Here is a 16,458-nt window from a genome sequence, read left to right as displayed (position 1 = left end):
TTTTGTCACGTATGGTAACTTTTTGAGAGTGAGTATCAATTAACGGGAGGGACGCCGGAGGTGACTTCCTGGGGCTCTTTTCCTTTATCGGCATCGTCGTCGGCGCCGCTGTCCAGTTTTTTGAGATAGTGCAGGGGGAAGTCGAGGGTGCGCTTGAGGATATTGAAGGGGCTGACGATGATGTCTTTGGCGATCGTGTTCTCCACCTTGGGATCGTTCAGCGGACCGTTGATGTTCAGTGTCGTCAGGACGGATTTGTCGTCGCCGACAAGAATATAGCCGACCAGCGGAATCTTGCGGATGTTCTCCGCGGCCCGCGTCTTGACGGTAAGCTGCATCTTGATGCGGTCTTTGTTGTAGTCGATGGTCCCCTGGCCGGCGAAATCAAGCTCTTTGCTGTCTATTTTGATGTTGGATGCCGTCAGCACCCCCTTGTGATAAGCGAGTTCGGTATACGCGGATTGCACTTTGATCCCTTTGGTCTCATAGGAGGGCAGCGAGAAGGTGACCAGGGCGGGGACGGTATTGATAAACGCGAACAGATTGTTGAAGAGCACATAATCGTAGACGGTCGTATCGTTGATCTTTGCCAGCCCTTTAAAATCGTCTTTTTCTCCGATCATGTAAAAGTCCAGCGTCCCGCCCTTGACTTTTGAGAGGTTGAAGAAATGGTTCATAAAGTCGTCATCGAGTCGGTAGCCGAAGAGGTAGAAGGTCTCTCCTTTGACATCGAGCTTGGCGCCGCCGCCCCCTTTATAGAGCTGCCCGAGAATGCGGTTGGGACTGTAGTCTATGGTAATGCGGTCGGCTTTGGCCTGACGCTTGCCCGGGAAAAGAATGGCGGTATCGTTCGCATCGATGGAGACCGACGTATTCGATTCGCTCGCATTGCTGTCCGCATCGAAATGGTGATCGCGGTAGAAGCGGGTCAGTTCGGGCTGGCTGAAGTCAACCCCGTTCGTCCTGATGCGGATCGTGTCGCCGCTGTGGACTTTGATGCGGTCGTTGATTGAACACTCCAGGGTGCCGTTTTGTTCGATACTCCCCTGAAAACGGTAGGTGTTGACCGGTGTGCCGTTGACGGCGGTCAATGCGTAGGGATAATCGACGATCCCGTTAAAGGCGACGGGATAGTTCCCGTTTTCCGACCAGACGGAGATGGTGCTCTCGGTAAGGTTGTAATCGCGCAGCAGCGGGGAGTGTTTCGTCAGGGCGTCCAGGGAGAAGAAGTGCAGCCGCCATCCCCTGCCCAGCGTGGAGTAGACCATATTGATCGAAGGGATGACGATATCGTATTCGTCGTCGATGGGGACGATATAGACGCTGAACCGATCCATATTCTGGAACAGCCTGCCGAGCCCCTCGTCCTCGAGGCGGAAGTTGGTGACATTGAGCTCGGTGGCCATCGTCGCCGGTTCAAAGACGCCTTCGACGGAGCCGGTCAGCTGGTGCTCGATCGAAACGACGGCGGGGGAGAGGCGGAAAATGCCGTTATGCTTCGAAACGGTAAAGGGTGAGACGGAGAGGGGTGTTTTGTCCATGGACCAGTGTGTGGTGGCGTTGCTGACGACAGAGAGGTTTTCGTCGGCCCGAATATTGAAGAGGGTGTGCGCCTGGCCGGTGGCGAAGGTGCCGGCATGCAGTGACGTCAGGTCCAGCAGCAGGCTGGCGGCGGGGTGGGCAAGGGTGATTTCGCCCTCCACGGTGGCCCGCGCCGTCTGGTCGAGCGCGAGAACGGTTTTGGGGACGTTCAAACGCGCTTTTTTGAGGTCAAAGGGGGCCGTAAAGGCATCACACGTGAGGTTGTGCTCCATATAGTGCCACTGGGAAGCGTCAAACCGTATGGTGTCGCCGCCCCGGTCCAGGCGGTATTCGAAATGCAGCGGGACGGACACCGGAGAGAGGGTGATGGGCGCACTGCCGACGGGGTAGCGCACGTTGCCGAGATTGAAACGGATTGTCCCGCGATGTTTGGTCGGGTTGAATGCACCGGTGACGCTGCCCGTGACGTTGCCATCAAAGAGCGAAGCTTCCACGGAGCGCAGGGTCACATCCGAATCTTTTAGATCGACGGCGCCACGGGAGACGTCGATGGAGAGTCCGGAGAGGTCGATACGGCTTTTTGCCGTTTTGAAGGAGCCTTTGGCGGTTGTCTGCGTATGGGCGAGGTTGACGGTCAGACTCAGGTTGGTGTCGGTCAGGCCGCGGGTCTGGGTAAAGGGGAGGTCGACACCGTATGAAGCGGTCAGACGCTGCAGCGGCGGCGTAAAGCGTGCGGAGGTCAGGATGGAAAGCTTCAGCAGCGGCTCTTTGCCGCTGAAATCGATGGCAAGATGGGTGTCGCCGCCCGGTTCCCCGTAAAAAGTGGCATTGTGCGGCAGGATCTTCAGGACCTTTTGCTCAAAAAGGACGGTTACTTCCTCCGCCAGGGCCGGTTCAAACGCCCCGGGATCATTGGCAAAACGGTAGCGGGCGTTATGGAAGGTGAGTTGGCCGAAAAGATTGTCGAAGGCTTTCGCCGGTGCGGCGAAGGGGAGGGTCGTCTGCAGGGTGTCCAGCATCACCGGTCCCCCCTGGGCCCGTGCGACGATCCACGGCTCGACCTTGTCCGAGAGGTGCAGGGGTTTCACGATCGGCGCGACGCTCGCAAAGGGTTCGGTCGAGAAGGTGTTCAGCGTGACGGCGTCGCGGGTGGCGTGCACGCCCAGGCGCAGGTGGATATCCTCGGCGACATCGATGCTGCCGCCCAGGTAGAGTTCGCTCAGTTTGGGCTGCAGAACGCCTTCGAAACGGAAGGTGCCGCCAAACGTGCTGCTGTCGCCGTACAGTTCCAGTTTGTAGGCGTCCGCGTTATGCACCGGCAGAAGGGTGATGGAGATGTGCCCCTGGGCGCGGGAGGCGACGTGCAGGTTACTGCGGCGGCGCGGGTCGAAGAAGAGCGATGCGTTAAGATCGTTTCCGAGCCGGATGCGGTCGATGCGGAGGCTGCCGATCCAGCGGTCGTCCAGGTGCTGCAGCGCCGCGGAGACGCGCTGTTGGAGGCTAAGGAGGTCGGTGGGTTCCTGGGGAGCATCGGAGGGGGCGAGGGCGATCGTGCCGATCTCGACCTGAAGTGCATCGTCCCACTTCAGGTATAATTTCTCCGCATAAAGGCGGCCGAGTTTGAGCTTGCCCAGATGGACACCGCTTGAGAGGGTAAGGTAGAGGACAGTGATGAGGGCCAGACAGAGAACAATGACCGCGACGATCATAAAATGGGTATGTGCAATCGCTCTGTTGATGGCGTTGTCGTTCATCTATTACCTGAATATGGGGCTCACGACATCGAAGGTGCTTTATATTCCCCAGGGATCAATTCGCAAGATTATAACACACCTTGAGCACGCCAACCCTCAGCTTAACCGCCTGGACGCCTTTTTGCTGCGTTTCGTCGGCCGGCCGCAGCACGGCTGGATCGACCTGGGAAGCACGGCCATGACCCACGGTGATTTCCTCTACCGAATTACGACCTCCAAAGCGGCGATGAAACCGGTCACCCTGGTCCCCGGGGAGACGACCCAGGTCTTCTTCACGCAGCTCGCCGAGAGCCACGGGCTTGACCCGGCGCGGCTGATGGAAGTGTTCCGGGAACAGAGCCCCTATGAGGAGGGGGCGTTCGTCCCCGATACCTATCAGCTTCCCATCGGCATTACCGAATCCGACGCGGTGCAGATGCTGCTGCGTTACGCCGAGGCGAAACAGCGGGCCTGGTCGGAGAAGATCTTCGGCCTCTACAACGAACGCAAATGGTACCACTATATAATCATCGCCTCGGTGATCCAGAAAGAGGCGGCGGACAATGCGGAGATGCCGCTGGTCTCCTCCGTCATCGCCAACCGTCTCGCCAAGGGGATGAAGCTGCAGATGGACGGGACGCTCAACTACGGTCCGTACTCCCACGAAAAGATCACCGCCGCACGCATCCGATCGGACAAGAGCGGCTACAACACCTATCTGCATGGCGGTCTGCCGGCCGCGCCGGTCTGCAACGTCGGCTTCGATGCGATCCGTGCGGCGATCTTTCCGGCCAAAACGGAATACCTCTATTTTACGAAAGGCGCCGACGGAAAGCACCGCTTTGCGCGTTACTATTCTACACACTTACGCAATATTAACCGTGTTACTAAATGATACACCAATTTAAATATTCTCCCCCGTTCATTCTTGATTTGGCATGAAAGACGATTGAAGTGATATGATGACCGTGTAATTTTCAATCGGCGGTTCTAAATTATATTTAGTAATGCCGATCAACTTCACACTTCGAGGATATAGAATGTCTAAAATCATCTGGTCGAAAATTGACGAAGCTCCGGCTTTGGCTACATACTCGTTCTTTCCGATTGCTTCCAAATTCTGCGCTGAGGGCGGCGTTGAACTGGAACAAAGCGATATCTCACTTGCCGGTCGTGTCCTTGCCGCGATGGGTAAAGGTGAAGATGAACTCTCAAAACTGGGCGAGCTTGTTCTGAAGCCTGAAGGTAACATTATTAAGCTGCCGAACATCTCTGCATCCGTTGGTCAGCTCAAAGACTGTATCGCCGAGCTCCAGGAACAGGGTTACGATATCCCGAACTACCCTGAAAATCCGGCGAACGAAGAAGAGAAAGCGCTCCAGGCGACGTACAGCACCTGCCTCGGTTCCGCGGTAAACCCGGTTCTTCGCGAAGGCAACTCCGACCGCCGTGCGGCGAAAGCCGTCAAGAACTATGCGCAGAAGAACCCGCACCGCCTCAAAGCGTACTCCGATAACTCAAAATCCTATGTCGCGCACATGAACGGCAACGGTGACTTCTACGGCAACGAGAAGTCCATCACAATGGAAAAAGGCCAGAAAGTCACGATCGCCCTCAACGGCAACGAACTCAAAACAATCGATGCGCTTGACGGCGAAGTGCTCGACGGTACTTTCATGTCCGTCAAAGCACTCCGCGCGTTCTACAAGCAGACGATCGAGGACGCGAAAGCGAAAGGCGTCATCTGGTCGGTCCACCTCAAAGCGACGATGATGAAGATCTCCGACCCGATCATGTTCGGTCACGGTTTCGAAATCTTCTTCGAAGACGTCTTCGCGAAATACGCGGACACCTTCAAAGAGGTCGGCGTCAACCCGAACCTCGGTATGTCCGACCTTGAGAAGAAGATCAAGGGTCACGCGAAAGAGGCGGAAATCAAAGCGGCATTCCAGGCGGTTGTCGAAGCGGACAGCCCGAAAATCGCGATGGTCGACTCTGACAAGGGTACGACGAACTTCAACGCGCCGAACGATATCATCATCGATGCCTCTATGCCGGTTGTCGTCCGTGAAGGCGGCAAGCAGTGGGATCGTAACGGTGACGCGCTCGAGTGTGTCGCGGTTATCCCGGACTCCACGTACGGTATGTTCCACGAAGAGATGGTCGCTGACTGTGTCAAAAACGGACAGTACGACGTCACGACAATGGGAACGATGCAGAACGTCGGCCTGATGGCACAGAAGGCGGAAGAGTACGGCTCCCACCCGACAACGTTCGAGCTCGCGGAAGCGGGTACGGTCACGGTCACGGCGGAAGACGGCACGCTTCTGATGAGCTTTGAGTGTGAAGCGGGCGACATCTGGCGTATGTCCCGCGCGAAAGACATCCCGATCAAAGACTGGATCCGCCTCGCGTTCGAACGCGGTCAGATCGAGCAGATCCCGGTCGTTTTCTGGCTGGACGAAAACCGTGCGCACGATGCGCAGATGATCGCCAAAGTCAAAAAATATATGCCGGAGTTCAATACGGACGGTCTGGAGATTCACTTTATGGACATCGCCGCTGCGACACGCTTCACGAACGAGCGTATCCGTGCGGGTAAAGACACGATCGCCGTTACCGGTAACGTTCTGCGTGACCACCTCACCGACATGTACCCGATCCTCGAGCTCGGTACGTCGGCGAAAATGCTCTCCATCGTTCCGCTGCTCGCGGGCGGCGGGCTGTTCGAGACCGGTGCGGGCGGTTCGGCGCCGAAGCACGTCGACCAGTTCCTGGCAGAGGGTCACCTCCGTTGGGACTCCCTGGGTGAATTCCTCGCCCTGGCCGAGTCTCTGCGCATGATCGAGCAGAAGTACCCGAACGCCAAACTGGCTGAAGTGACTGCTGCCCTTGACGTTGCGAACCAGGAGTACCTTGACAACAACAAGGCTCCTGGCCGTAAAGCGGGCGAGCCGGACAACAAAGCGTCCCACTTCTATGTCGCCCAGTACTGGGCAACGGCGCTGGCGGATTCTGCAGACAAAGAGCTGCAGGCAAAATTCACGCCGGTCGCGAAAGCGCTCAAAGAGAACGAAGCGAAGATCATGGAAGAGCTGATGGCTGCGGAAGGCAAAGCACAGGATATCGGCGGGTACTACCACCCGGACGATGCGAAAGCGGAAGCGGCAATGCGCCCGTCTGCCACGCTCAACGCGATTATCGACGCGCTCTAAGTCGACATTTTGTGTTCCGTTTCGGAACACGGTAGAAAGGTGAGTGTTACCTTTCTACCATTCTATTGGGTTCACGAAGTGGACTTAACCTTATTTTACTTATAATGTACAATCTTCTGCCATGTATGCATAATGGTGTGTGTTCGCACATATTGCTTATGTGTATATCGGTGCAGAAGAGCCACTAAAATCGAAAAGGACTTCAACAATGAATCAGGGTAAACGTGTTGGAATCGTCGGCGCCGGAAACGTAGGTGCCACTGTCGCGTATTCACTGGCAATGCTCGGGTCATGCCATGAGATCATTCTCCGCGACAATAAAATCGAAGTCGCAAAGGGCAAGGCCCTCGATATGTCACAGGCGGCGGCAGCGGTCCGCAGCCACACGGTCGTCAGCGTTGCCGAGAGCATGGAAGAGCTCACGGACTGCGACGTCGTCGTTGTCACTGCCGGAAGCCCGCGTCTGCCGGGTATGAGCCGCGATGACCTGCTGATGATCAACGCCAAAATCACCAAAGAGGTCGTGCGCGGCATTGCAAAATACTCTCCGAACGCGATTATCATTATGGTCTCCAACCCGCTGGACGCGATGACTTATGTCGCGCTCAAAGAGAGCGGCTTCGACCGCAGCCGCGTCCTGGGCATGGCCGGGATCCTCGACAGCTCCCGCATGGCGGCGTTCATCCAGGAGAAACTGGGCTACGGCGGCGGACAGATCCGCGCTTCCGTCATGGGCGGCCACGGTGACGATATGGTACCGCTTCCGCGCTACTCCACCGTTGCGGGCGTCCCGCTCTTCGACCTCCTCACCGAGGATGAAATCGACGAGATCGTCGACCGTACCCGCCACGGCGGCGCCGAGATCGTCGGCTACCTCAAGACCGGTTCGGCGTACTACGCCCCGGCGAAATCCACGGCTATCATGGTCGAAGCGATCCTGAAAGACACGAAACAGATCCACCCGTGCGCCGTCTACCTTGAGGGCGAGTACGGCTACGATGACGTCGTCTCCGGCGTCCCGGTCATGATCGGCGCCAACGGCGCGGAAAAGATCATCGAAGTAACGCTCAACGAGAAAGAGAAAGAGATGTTCGCGCGTTCGTGCAGCTCTGTTCAGACCCTGATCGACACCCTGAACGAAAACAAATTCTTTGAGGAGGCCTAATTTGGACTACAGAATCGAAAAGGATACGATGGGGGAGATGCAGGTCCCCAAAGATGCGTACTGGGCTGCCCAGACGCAGCGCTCTATCCAGAATTTCCGCATCGGCGAAGAGACGATGCCCTACGAGATCACCCGCGCGTTTTCCTATCTGAAAAAAGCGGTTGCCCTGGTCAACAAAGACCTGGGCAAGCTTGATGCGAAAAAAGCGGATGCGATTGCCCAGGCGGCGGACGAGATGCTCGCGGGCAAGCTTGACGGCAACTACCCGCTCGTCGTATGGCAGACCGGTTCGGGCACACAGTCGAACATGAACAACAACGAAGTGCTCGCCAACCGTGCGACGGAGATCCTCGGCGGTGACTTCCGCACGGAGAAGCTCGTCCACCCGAACGACGACGTCAACAAGTCCCAGAGCTCTAACGACACCTACCCGACGGCCCTGCATGTCGCGTCCGTTATCGCCGTCGAAGAGCGTCTGCTCCCGGCGATCGCCAAACTCAAGGCGACGCTCCAGGCGAAAAGCGAAGAGTTCGCGCACATCGTCAAGATCGGCCGTACGCACCTGCAAGATGCGACGCCGCTCACCCTCGGTCAGGAGATCAGCGGCTGGGTCGAGATGCTTGCCAAGTCCGAAAAAATGGCAAAGGACTCCCTTGACGCTGTCCGCGAGCTTGCCCTCGGCGGTACGGCGGTCGGTACGGGCCTCAACGCCCACCCGGAGCTGGGTGCACGTGTTGCAGCGAAACTGACGGAACTGACGGGGCACGACTTCGTGACGGCACCGAACAAATTCCACGCGCTGACGTCCCACGACGCCCTCGTCTTTGCCCACGGTGCGCTCAAAGCGCTGGCGGCAGATATGATGAAGATTGCCAACGACGTCCGCTGGCTGGCTTCCGGCCCGCGCTGCGGCATCGGCGAGATCTCGATCCCGGAAAACGAGCCGGGCTCCTCGATCATGCCGGGTAAAGTCAACCCGACGCAGAGCGAAGCGGTGACGATGGTCGCCTGCCAGGTGATGGGGAACGACGCGACAATCGGTTTCGCGGCGTCCCAGGGGAACTTCGAGCTGAACGTGTTCAAGCCGGTGATCGCCTATAACTTCCTGCAGTCCGTCCGCCTGCTTGCCGACAGCATCGTCTCTTTCAATGACAATGCCGCCGTCGGCATCAAAGCAAACGAAGAGAACATCGAGCACTTCCTGAACGATTCTCTGATGCTCGTCACGGCGCTCAACCCGCATATCGGTTACGAGAATGCGGCCAAGATCGCGAAGACGGCGCACAAGAACGGCACGACCCTCAAGGAAGAAGCGGTCAATCTCGGCCTGCTGAGTGCCGAAGAGTTCGATAAATACGTGGTTCCAGGCGACATGATCGCCCCGAAAGCGTAACCCAATAAAGGAGGAGAAGAAAATATGAATATCCATGAATATCAGGCGAAGCAGATTTTTGCCAAATACGGCGTACCGACCCCGCGCGGGATTGTTGCCAACACGGCCGATCAGGCGGTGAGAAACGCTGCAGAACTGGGCGGTGACGTCTGGGTCGTCAAAGCACAGATCCACGCAGGGGGCCGCGGCCTCGGCGGCGGTGTCAAACTGGCACGCTCCCTGGATGAAGTTGGTGAACTGGCGACGCAGATCCTCGGTATGACACTGGTGACACACCAGACGGGTCCGGAAGGCAAACTGGTTCAGAAGGTCTATATCGAAGAGGGTGCGGACATCAAAGACGAACTCTACCTCGGCGTGGTCCTTGACCGTGCGAGAGAGATGCCTGTTATCATGGCCTCCACCGAAGGTGGTATGGAGATCGAGAAGGTCGCCGAAGAGACGCCGGAGAAGATCGTCAAAGTGGCGATCGACCCGACGATCGGTTTCCAGGGCTTCCACGGCCGCGAACTCGCTTTCGGCCTCGGACTGCCGAAAGAGGAGCAGGGCAAATTCATCAAATTTGCAGCAGCGCTCTACAACGTCTATATGGAAAACGATGCGGAGATGATCGAGATCAACCCGTTGATCAAGACGGGTGCGGGCGATTTCCTCGCACTTGACGGCAAGATGGGCTTTGACGATTCCGCACTGGGACGCCACCCGGACATTGAAGACATGCGCGACATCTCCGAAGAGGACGCGGACGAGCGCGAAGCCAGCCGTTTCGGCCTCTCCTATGTCTCCCTCGACGGCGAGATCGGCTGTATGGTCAACGGCGCGGGCCTCGCGATGGGGACGATGGATACCATCAACTACATGGGCGGTACCCCGGCGAACTTCCTCGACGTCGGCGGTAAAGCGAACGCGGAAACGGTGGCAAAGGGCTTTGAGATCATCCTCAAAAACCCCAACGTCAAAGCGATCTTCGTCAATATCTTTGGCGGTATCGTCCGCTGTGACCGTATTGCCAACGGGATCCTCGAAGCGACGAAACTGGTCGACGTCCACGTGCCGGTCATCGTCCGCCTCGACGGTACGAACGCCCCGGAAGCGGCTGAGATCCTCAGAAACGCCAACATCGCGAACGTCATCGCGGCGGAAGACCTTGCAGACGGTGCAGCCAAAGCCGTCGCAGCAGCGAAAGGAGAGTAATTAATGTCAATTCTTGTAAACAAAGATACCAAAGTTATCGTTCAGGGTTTCACAGGGAAAGAGGGTACTTTCCATGCTGAGCAGTGTATCGCCTACGGTACGCAGATCGTCGGCGGCGTGACGCCGAACAAAGGCGGCCAGGAGCACCTGGGCAAACCGGTGTTCAACACCGTCAAAGAAGCGGTAGATACAACGGCCGCCACGGTTTCCATGATCTTCGTTCCGCCGGCATTCGTCGGTGACGCGGTGATGGAAGCGGCGGATGCGGGTATCGAACTGGCGGTCATCATTACTGAAGGCGCGCCGGTCCGCGATATGATGTACGCGAAAATGTACGCTTCGAAAAAGGGTATGAAGACAATCGGGCCGAACTGCCCGGGCATCATCACTGCCGAAGAGTGTAAGATCGGGATCATGCCGGGCATGATCTTCAAAAAAGGGAATGTCGGTCTGATCTCCAAGTCTGGTACGCTGACATACGAAGGTGCGAACCAGGTTGTCAGAGAGGGCTTCGGCATCACGACGGCCGTCGGTATCGGCGGTGACCCGATCATCGGTCTTTCTTACAAGCAGCTGCTCCCGCTCTTCGAAGCGGACCCGGAAACGGAAGCGATCGTCATGATCGGTGAGATCGGCGGAGACTTGGAAATCCAGGCAGCTGCATTTATTAAGGAAAATATCACCAAACCGGTTGTAGCTTTTATCGCGGGCCAGACAGCGCCGAAGGGCAAACGTATGGGCCATGCCGGTGCGATCGTCTCCGGCGCTGCCGGTACGGCGGCCGAGAAAATGGCAGCCCTCGAAGCGGCAGGCGTCAAAGTCGTCGTTTCGCCGGCAGAGATCGGCAAAGCGGTCGCAGAGGTTCTTTCCAAATAATGAAAGAGAGTGTCGCCGTCGCCAATGTCCGCTGCAGCGGCTGCGCAGCGACGATCACGCAGGCACTCGAAGCCGAAGGGTTTACATCCGTAGCGGTCGATTTGACGTGTGAGCCTCGTATCGTAACAGTAGATGTTGCGGACGACGCGCGATCAGCACTATTCAAAACGATTTTACGAAGGCTGGGTTATCCTCTTGCAGAAGAGCAGGTCAGCGGTCTGGACGCAGCGGGACTGAAAGCGAAGAGCTTCGTCTCCTGTGCCATCGGAAAGTTTTCAACCAAAAGTGAAGAGTAGGGATTCTCATAAAGGGTTTTTCGGAGCCTTTTATGAGATCCCTTATCTCGCAAATAAATGGAGGAGTATTAATGTTTCAGACTGAAAATCCGGGTGATGCCCCTGTCTGGGTCAACACCAACAACTGTAAAGCATGTGATATCTGTGTTTCCGTCTGCCCTTCGGGCGTTCTGGGGATGCGTTATGAACCGACATCTACACTGGGTGCGATGATCTCCATCGACCACCCGGAGTCATGTATCGGCTGTAACGAGTGCGAACTCACATGTCCGGACTTTGCGATTTATGTTGCAGATAAGAAAGAGTACAAATTTGCGAAGCTGACAGACGAAGCAAAAGCTCGCCAGGCGGCGATCGTTGCTAACAACTATATGTCACTTGAGCAGTAAGGAGCAGGAATGTCAAGAATTGTAATTTCAACAGGTAACGAGCTGGCTGCCAAAGCGGCCGTTGATGCCGGCGCGCGTTTCTTCGGCGGTTATCCGATTACACCGTCGTCGGAAGTTATGCATGAGTCATCTGACCTGCTGCCGGCTGTCGGCGGTGTGGCAATCCAGATGGAAGACGAGATCGGCGGTATCTCCGCAGCCCTCGGTGCTTCCATGACAGGTACGAAGTCGTTTACGGCGACTTCCGGCCCGGGGATCTCCCTCAAAGCAGAGCAGATCGGTCTCGGTTTCATCGCCGAGATCCCGCTCGTTATCATCAACGTTATGCGCGGCGGTCCGTCCACGGGGCTTCCGACACGTGTTTCCCAGGCGGATATCGGCCAGGCTAAGTACCCGACACACGGTGACTATGCCTCTATTACGCTTTGTGCAGGTTCCCTGACAGAGTGTTATACGCAGACGGTCCGCGCCTTCAACCTCGCGGAAAAATATATGACGCCAGTCTTCATGCTCCTGGATGAGACGATCGGTCACATGCACGGTAAAGCGGAGCTTCCGGACCTCGAAGAGATCCAGGCGAGCATCGTCGACCGTGCGAAATTCGACGGTGCGCCGGAAGACTACCGTCCGTATGACGTTCCGATGAACGAGCCGGCGGTCCTCAACCCGATGTTCGAAGGGTACCGCTACCACGTCACAGGTCTGCACCACGGTCCGACCGGCTTCCCGACGGAAGACGCGGAACAGTGCGAATTCAACATCGAACGTCTTACCGGCAAGATCAACACGGTCGCTGCCGAAAATGATGGCCTTGATGACCTCCCTGATTACGAAGAGGTCCTGATGGACGACGCGGAAGTATGTATTATCGCATACGGTTCCATCGCGCTGGGTGCCTTCGAAGCGGTTCAGAAACTGCGCGCAGAAGGGATCAAAGCCGGTCTCTTCCGCCCGATCATGATGTGGCCGAGCCCGGAAGCCGAGATCCGCAAGATCGGTGAACGCTTCGGCGACAAGATCATGGTAACCGAGCTGAACATGGGTCAGTACTCTACGGAAATCGAACGTATCGTTCGCCGTAACGACTTCACTCGCCTGCTCAAAGCAAACGGCCGTCCTATCGCGCCGGCTGAGATGGTCGCAAAAGTTAAGGAGATGATGTAATGGCTTTTAACTACGACAAATACCTTCGTGTAGACAAGATGCCGACACTCTGGTGTTGGGGCTGCGGTGACGGTGTCATCCTCAAAGCGACGATCCGTGCGATCGAGAAGATGGGTTGGGACATGGACAAAGTCTGTGTTGTTTCCGGTATCGGTTGTTCCGGACGTTTCAGCTCTTACATTAACTGTAATACGATCCACACGACACACGGCCGTACCGTTGCGTACGCCACCGGCGTGAAGCTTGCGAAACCGGAAGCAAACGTGATCGTTGTTGCCGGTGACGGTGACGGACTGGCGATCGGTGGTAACCACACGATCCACGGTTGCCGCCGTAACATCGACCTGAACTTTATCCTGATCAACAACTTCATCTATGGTCTGACCAACTCCCAGACATCCCCGACGACACCGCAGGGGATGTGGACGGTTAGCCAGAAGAACGGTAACATCGACCCGACCTTCGACGCCTGTGCACTCGCGATCGGTGCCGGTGCCTCTTTCGTTGCGCGTGAGACGATGCTTGACCCGAAAAAACTCGAGAAGATCCTTGTCAAAGGCTTCAGCCACAAAGGTTTCTCATTCTTCGACATTATGTCCAACTGCCATATCAACCTTGGCCGTAAAAACAAAATGGCGAATGCAATGCAAAACCTCGAGTGGATCGACAGCATCACCATGCCGCTGCGCAAATGGGAAGCCCTCTCCGACGAAGAGAAGAAAAACGTTTTCCCGACGGGCGTCCTCAAAGAAGTTGATGACCCTGAGTACTGTGAATCTTACGATCAGATCAAAGCGGCAGCACAGGGCAAACGCGCGAAACTGACGCAAGACGACTTCGAGAAAAAGATCTAAGGAGGCATGAAATGAGAAATACATTACGTTTTACCGGTGTAGGCGGGCAGGGGGTTCTCCTCGCCGGCGAGATCATGGCGGCCTGTAAGATCAAACTTGGCGGTTTCGGTCTGAAAACGGCGACCTATACGTCGCAGGTCCGTGGCGGCCCGACCGTTGTCGACATTACGCTTGACGACGATGAAATCCGCTATCCGTACGCGAACGAAGGTGAGATCGACTTCATGCTTTCCGTTGCGGACGTCAGCTACCAGTCTTTCAAAAAGGGTGTAAAGCCGGGCGGCGTCATCGTTGTCGACCCGAACCTGGTGCACCCGACAGACGAAGACCGTCAAACATGGAAGATCGTTGAGATCCCCATTATCACGATCGCAAAGGAAGAGGTCGGTAACGTCATTACGCAATCTGTCGTAGCGATGGCGATTGCGAACCAGATCACAAGCGTTCTCGAACCGGAAGCCCTCAAAGAGGTCATGCTCTCCAAGGTACCGAAAAAAGTACACGAAGCAAACCTCAAAGCCTGGGAACTCGGCGTCAAGTACGCTATCGAATCCGGCGTCACTCTGGCGGCGTAAGTAAAAGGGCGGCATTATGCCGCTTTTTTTTGAACCTTTTTCTAATATTATATAATATGTTATATAGTCAATCATGCGTGTTAAGAGAATAGGACGACGTTGATAGGGAATGCGCACCATTGGCATCTCCCCAAATGTATACAAATAAGAGCAGGGCGGAATGACGGCAGTTTGAGACCCAATGACATATTATATAATATATTAAATACTCAGCGCTTCTTCCATATGCTATAATATCACCGGTACAACGTGCGATAGCTTGATTTTCAAGAGGAAAGTCCGGGCTGCCGTAAGACAGGGCTCCATCTAACGGATGGCCGGCGCAAGCCGAGGGACAGTGCAACAGAGAGCAGACCGCCGCGCAAGCGGTAAGGGTGAAACGGTGGGGTAAGAGCCCACCAGTTCCGCCAGCAATGGCGGAAGCTATGTAAACCCAGCCTGGCAGCAAGAAACAGATGGTAAGCGTCTTACAATGCTTTTGTTTCGCTGGAGGCATCCGGTAACGGATGCAGTAGATAAATTATCGTATCAACAGAACCCGGCTTACCGTTGTACCGCTTTCCTTTTTCCTTACCGCTTTTACTTCCCCATATCCCGTTTATTCGCAGATCGACGACCAGAAGAGGTCAAGCTGTTTTTCAAATGCCGTCGAGAGGGCGGTTGTCGGGGCACCGTCCGCTTTAAGCAGGCTCACCTGCAGCCTCAGATAGAAGAGCTGGCCCAAAAAGGCGTTGGCAAGCGTCATAGGGTCATTGGAGCGAATGAGGCCTTCTTGCATCATAATGAAAAAACCCGATGAAAGCAGCTTGACGTTCGCCTCATGAAACTCCTGTCTGAAACCGCTGCGAAGCACATCGTTCTGCATCAGTTCGATGAGCATGAAACGGAAGAGTTTTTCGTACTTCTTGTCGAAGGTCATCAGCTTAAATTCGGTCATAAATTTATGTAAAAACGACTTGCCTTTTTTGGCATTCTGCTGCACGAAATCATCCGTTTTCTGATGAGCAAAAGGGGAGGCAAAAACCCTGCCGGCTACCGCAAGAAAGATCGCCTCTTTATTGGCGTAATGGTTGTAGAGGGCACTCTCCCTGATCCCGACTTTCGCGGCGATTTTACGCACGGAAGCACCTTTGTACCCATACTCGGCAAAGAGATCCATCGCCGCTTCCTCAATCAGCTTCTTTGTATCCCCACCCTTTTTAAACTCCCTGTTTTCGGGCATTTACGACTCCTTATTAACGATTGTTCATGTTTTGGAAAGTGTATATGAACATTCGTTAATTTATTCTTAATCTAAAGTGAACAGTTGTTCTTTTACTCGAGCAGGTAAATTAACATACGTTCATTTAATGTGTCTAGGAGTTACCCCGATTCGCTATAATCATCAGCATGAAAAACAGCAGGAGAGATAAGGTGATATATTTATATATGAAGCACGGGCCGAGACTGCTTTTTAGCAGCCTAATTGCCGCATTATCCGTCGGCTGCAGCTCCCCATCCATTATTGAAAAAAACGATCTGCTACTGGGGCTGGAAATCGGTCAGGAACGGCTGGAAATCCGCACGGAAAAGGTGGCTGAAGATCGCATCGGAATGCAGAACCTGACGATCAGGCGATCGCTGTACGCAGTGCAGGGGGGACAGCATGTCGTCTACGAGCTGGCCGTCACACAGCCACCTTATCGCTACCACTATGACGTCAAACGCTCATTGGCGCTTATTTTCGCAGCCAGAAAGGTGACTCAGATCGACCGGGTAGGTAATCTCGGCTTCTACGCCATTGATTGGAATGAGGATACCGTATTGCTTGCTATTGCGCAGAACCTACATAAAAGCGGTATTAAGATGATCTACGGCCTCAGGGCGGATCAGATGGCGCTGGCGCTCAGAAAGGTCGGCAGCAAGCATGCTGAAGCCCTGGAGGCCTTTAAATCGATTATGACGCTGCCCGGAGACACTTCCGCGTTTAAAAGCCGCTGGGTGCCGAAGCTGCTGATCCTGGACACGCTGATAACGCGTCCGGCAGTGCCGTCAGCACCAAAAACGTATCCGCCAAAATAGT

Annotated in this window: 14 protein-coding genes and 1 other RNA gene; 13 read left to right on the top strand and 2 right to left on the bottom strand. The window is 55.5% G+C overall.

The features are described from left to right. Nucleotides 1-35: 35 nt before the first annotated feature. Nucleotides 36-3,296 carry an AsmA-like C-terminal domain-containing protein gene (locus WCX72_RS06545; RefSeq protein WP_345969041.1) on the bottom strand — a complete coding sequence of 1,087 codons (3,261 nt, stop codon included), beginning with the start codon at nt 3,294-3,296 and terminating at the stop codon, nt 36-38. On the opposite strand from WCX72_RS06545, the gene mltG reads away from it, so the two are divergent. The 12 genes from mltG (at nt 3,280) to rnpB (ending at nt 14,958) form a co-directional block, all read left to right on the top strand. Then, a complete protein-coding gene (gene mltG, locus WCX72_RS06540; protein ID WP_345969040.1) occupies nt 3,280-4,170 on the top strand; it encodes an endolytic transglycosylase MltG in 891 nt (296 codons plus the stop codon). The genes WCX72_RS06545 and mltG overlap by 17 nt on opposite strands. A gap of 145 nt (nt 4,171-4,315) precedes the next feature. Then, nucleotides 4,316-6,490, top strand: a complete 2,175-nt coding sequence (locus WCX72_RS06535; RefSeq protein WP_345969039.1) for an NADP-dependent isocitrate dehydrogenase — start codon at nt 4,316-4,318, stop codon at nt 6,488-6,490. A 208-nt stretch (nt 6,491-6,698) separates the two neighbouring features. After that, the gene (gene mdh / locus WCX72_RS06530) at nt 6,699-7,655 is read left to right on the top strand and encodes a malate dehydrogenase (RefSeq protein WP_345969038.1); all 957 of its coding nucleotides are present in this window, start codon (nt 6,699-6,701) and stop codon (nt 7,653-7,655) included. A 1-nt stretch (nt 7,656) separates the two neighbouring features. Next, the gene (gene fumC, locus WCX72_RS06525) at nt 7,657-9,048 is read left to right on the top strand and encodes a class II fumarate hydratase (protein WP_345969037.1); all 1,392 of its coding nucleotides are present in this window, start codon (nt 7,657-7,659) and stop codon (nt 9,046-9,048) included. Nucleotides 9,049-9,072: 24 nt separating this feature from the next. Next, on the top strand, nt 9,073-10,242 hold the full coding sequence (gene sucC / locus WCX72_RS06520) for an ADP-forming succinate--CoA ligase subunit beta (protein WP_345969036.1): 1,170 nt from the start codon (nt 9,073-9,075) through the stop codon (nt 10,240-10,242). 3 nt (nt 10,243-10,245) lie between these two features. Continuing rightward, nucleotides 10,246-11,118, top strand: coding sequence for a succinate--CoA ligase subunit alpha (gene sucD / locus WCX72_RS06515; RefSeq protein ID WP_345969035.1), 873 nt, complete (start codon nt 10,246-10,248; stop codon nt 11,116-11,118). Continuing rightward, nucleotides 11,118-11,414, top strand: a complete 297-nt coding sequence (locus WCX72_RS06510) for a cation transporter (protein ID WP_345969034.1) — start codon at nt 11,118-11,120, stop codon at nt 11,412-11,414. Before sucD ends, WCX72_RS06510 begins: the two co-directional genes overlap by 1 nt. A gap of 71 nt (nt 11,415-11,485) precedes the next feature. Then, entirely contained in the window at nt 11,486-11,803 is a 318-nt protein-coding gene (locus WCX72_RS06505; protein WP_231018065.1) for a 4Fe-4S dicluster domain-containing protein, read from the top strand. Between the two features lie 9 nt (nt 11,804-11,812). Continuing rightward, nucleotides 11,813-12,967 carry a 2-oxoglutarate synthase subunit alpha gene (locus tag WCX72_RS06500; protein WP_345969033.1) on the top strand — a complete coding sequence of 385 codons (1,155 nt, stop codon included), beginning with the start codon at nt 11,813-11,815 and terminating at the stop codon, nt 12,965-12,967. Further along, the gene (locus WCX72_RS06495) at nt 12,967-13,821 is read left to right on the top strand and encodes a 2-oxoglutarate ferredoxin oxidoreductase subunit beta (protein ID WP_345969032.1); all 855 of its coding nucleotides are present in this window, start codon (nt 12,967-12,969) and stop codon (nt 13,819-13,821) included. The genes WCX72_RS06500 and WCX72_RS06495 overlap by 1 nt, the downstream gene beginning before the upstream one ends. A gap of 11 nt (nt 13,822-13,832) precedes the next feature. Next, complete coding sequence (locus tag WCX72_RS06490; protein WP_231018062.1) at nt 13,833-14,396, top strand: 2-oxoacid:acceptor oxidoreductase family protein; 564 nt, start codon at nt 13,833-13,835, stop codon at nt 14,394-14,396. A 239-nt stretch (nt 14,397-14,635) separates the two neighbouring features. Continuing rightward, nucleotides 14,636-14,958, top strand: an RNA gene (gene rnpB / locus WCX72_RS06485) — RNase P RNA component class A. Between the two features lie 36 nt (nt 14,959-14,994). Here rnpB and WCX72_RS06480 read toward each other — a convergent pair. Beyond that, on the bottom strand, nt 14,995-15,618 hold the full coding sequence (locus WCX72_RS06480) for a TetR/AcrR family transcriptional regulator (RefSeq protein ID WP_345969031.1): 624 nt from the start codon (nt 15,616-15,618) through the stop codon (nt 14,995-14,997). A gap of 167 nt (nt 15,619-15,785) precedes the next feature. Between WCX72_RS06480 and WCX72_RS06475 the strand changes: the two genes are divergently transcribed. Beyond that, a complete protein-coding gene (locus WCX72_RS06475) occupies nt 15,786-16,457 on the top strand; it encodes a hypothetical protein (RefSeq protein ID WP_345971501.1) in 672 nt (223 codons plus the stop codon). The last annotated feature ends 1 nt before the right edge of the window (nt 16,458 follow it).

It is taken from the genome of Thiomicrolovo immobilis (genome assembly GCF_039645955.1).
GTDB lineage: Bacteria > Campylobacterota > Campylobacteria > Campylobacterales > Sulfurimonadaceae > Thiomicrolovo > Thiomicrolovo diazotrophicus.
The sequence above is the reverse complement of the archived record's forward strand: the minus strand, read 5'-3'. Positions and strand labels throughout refer to the sequence as shown.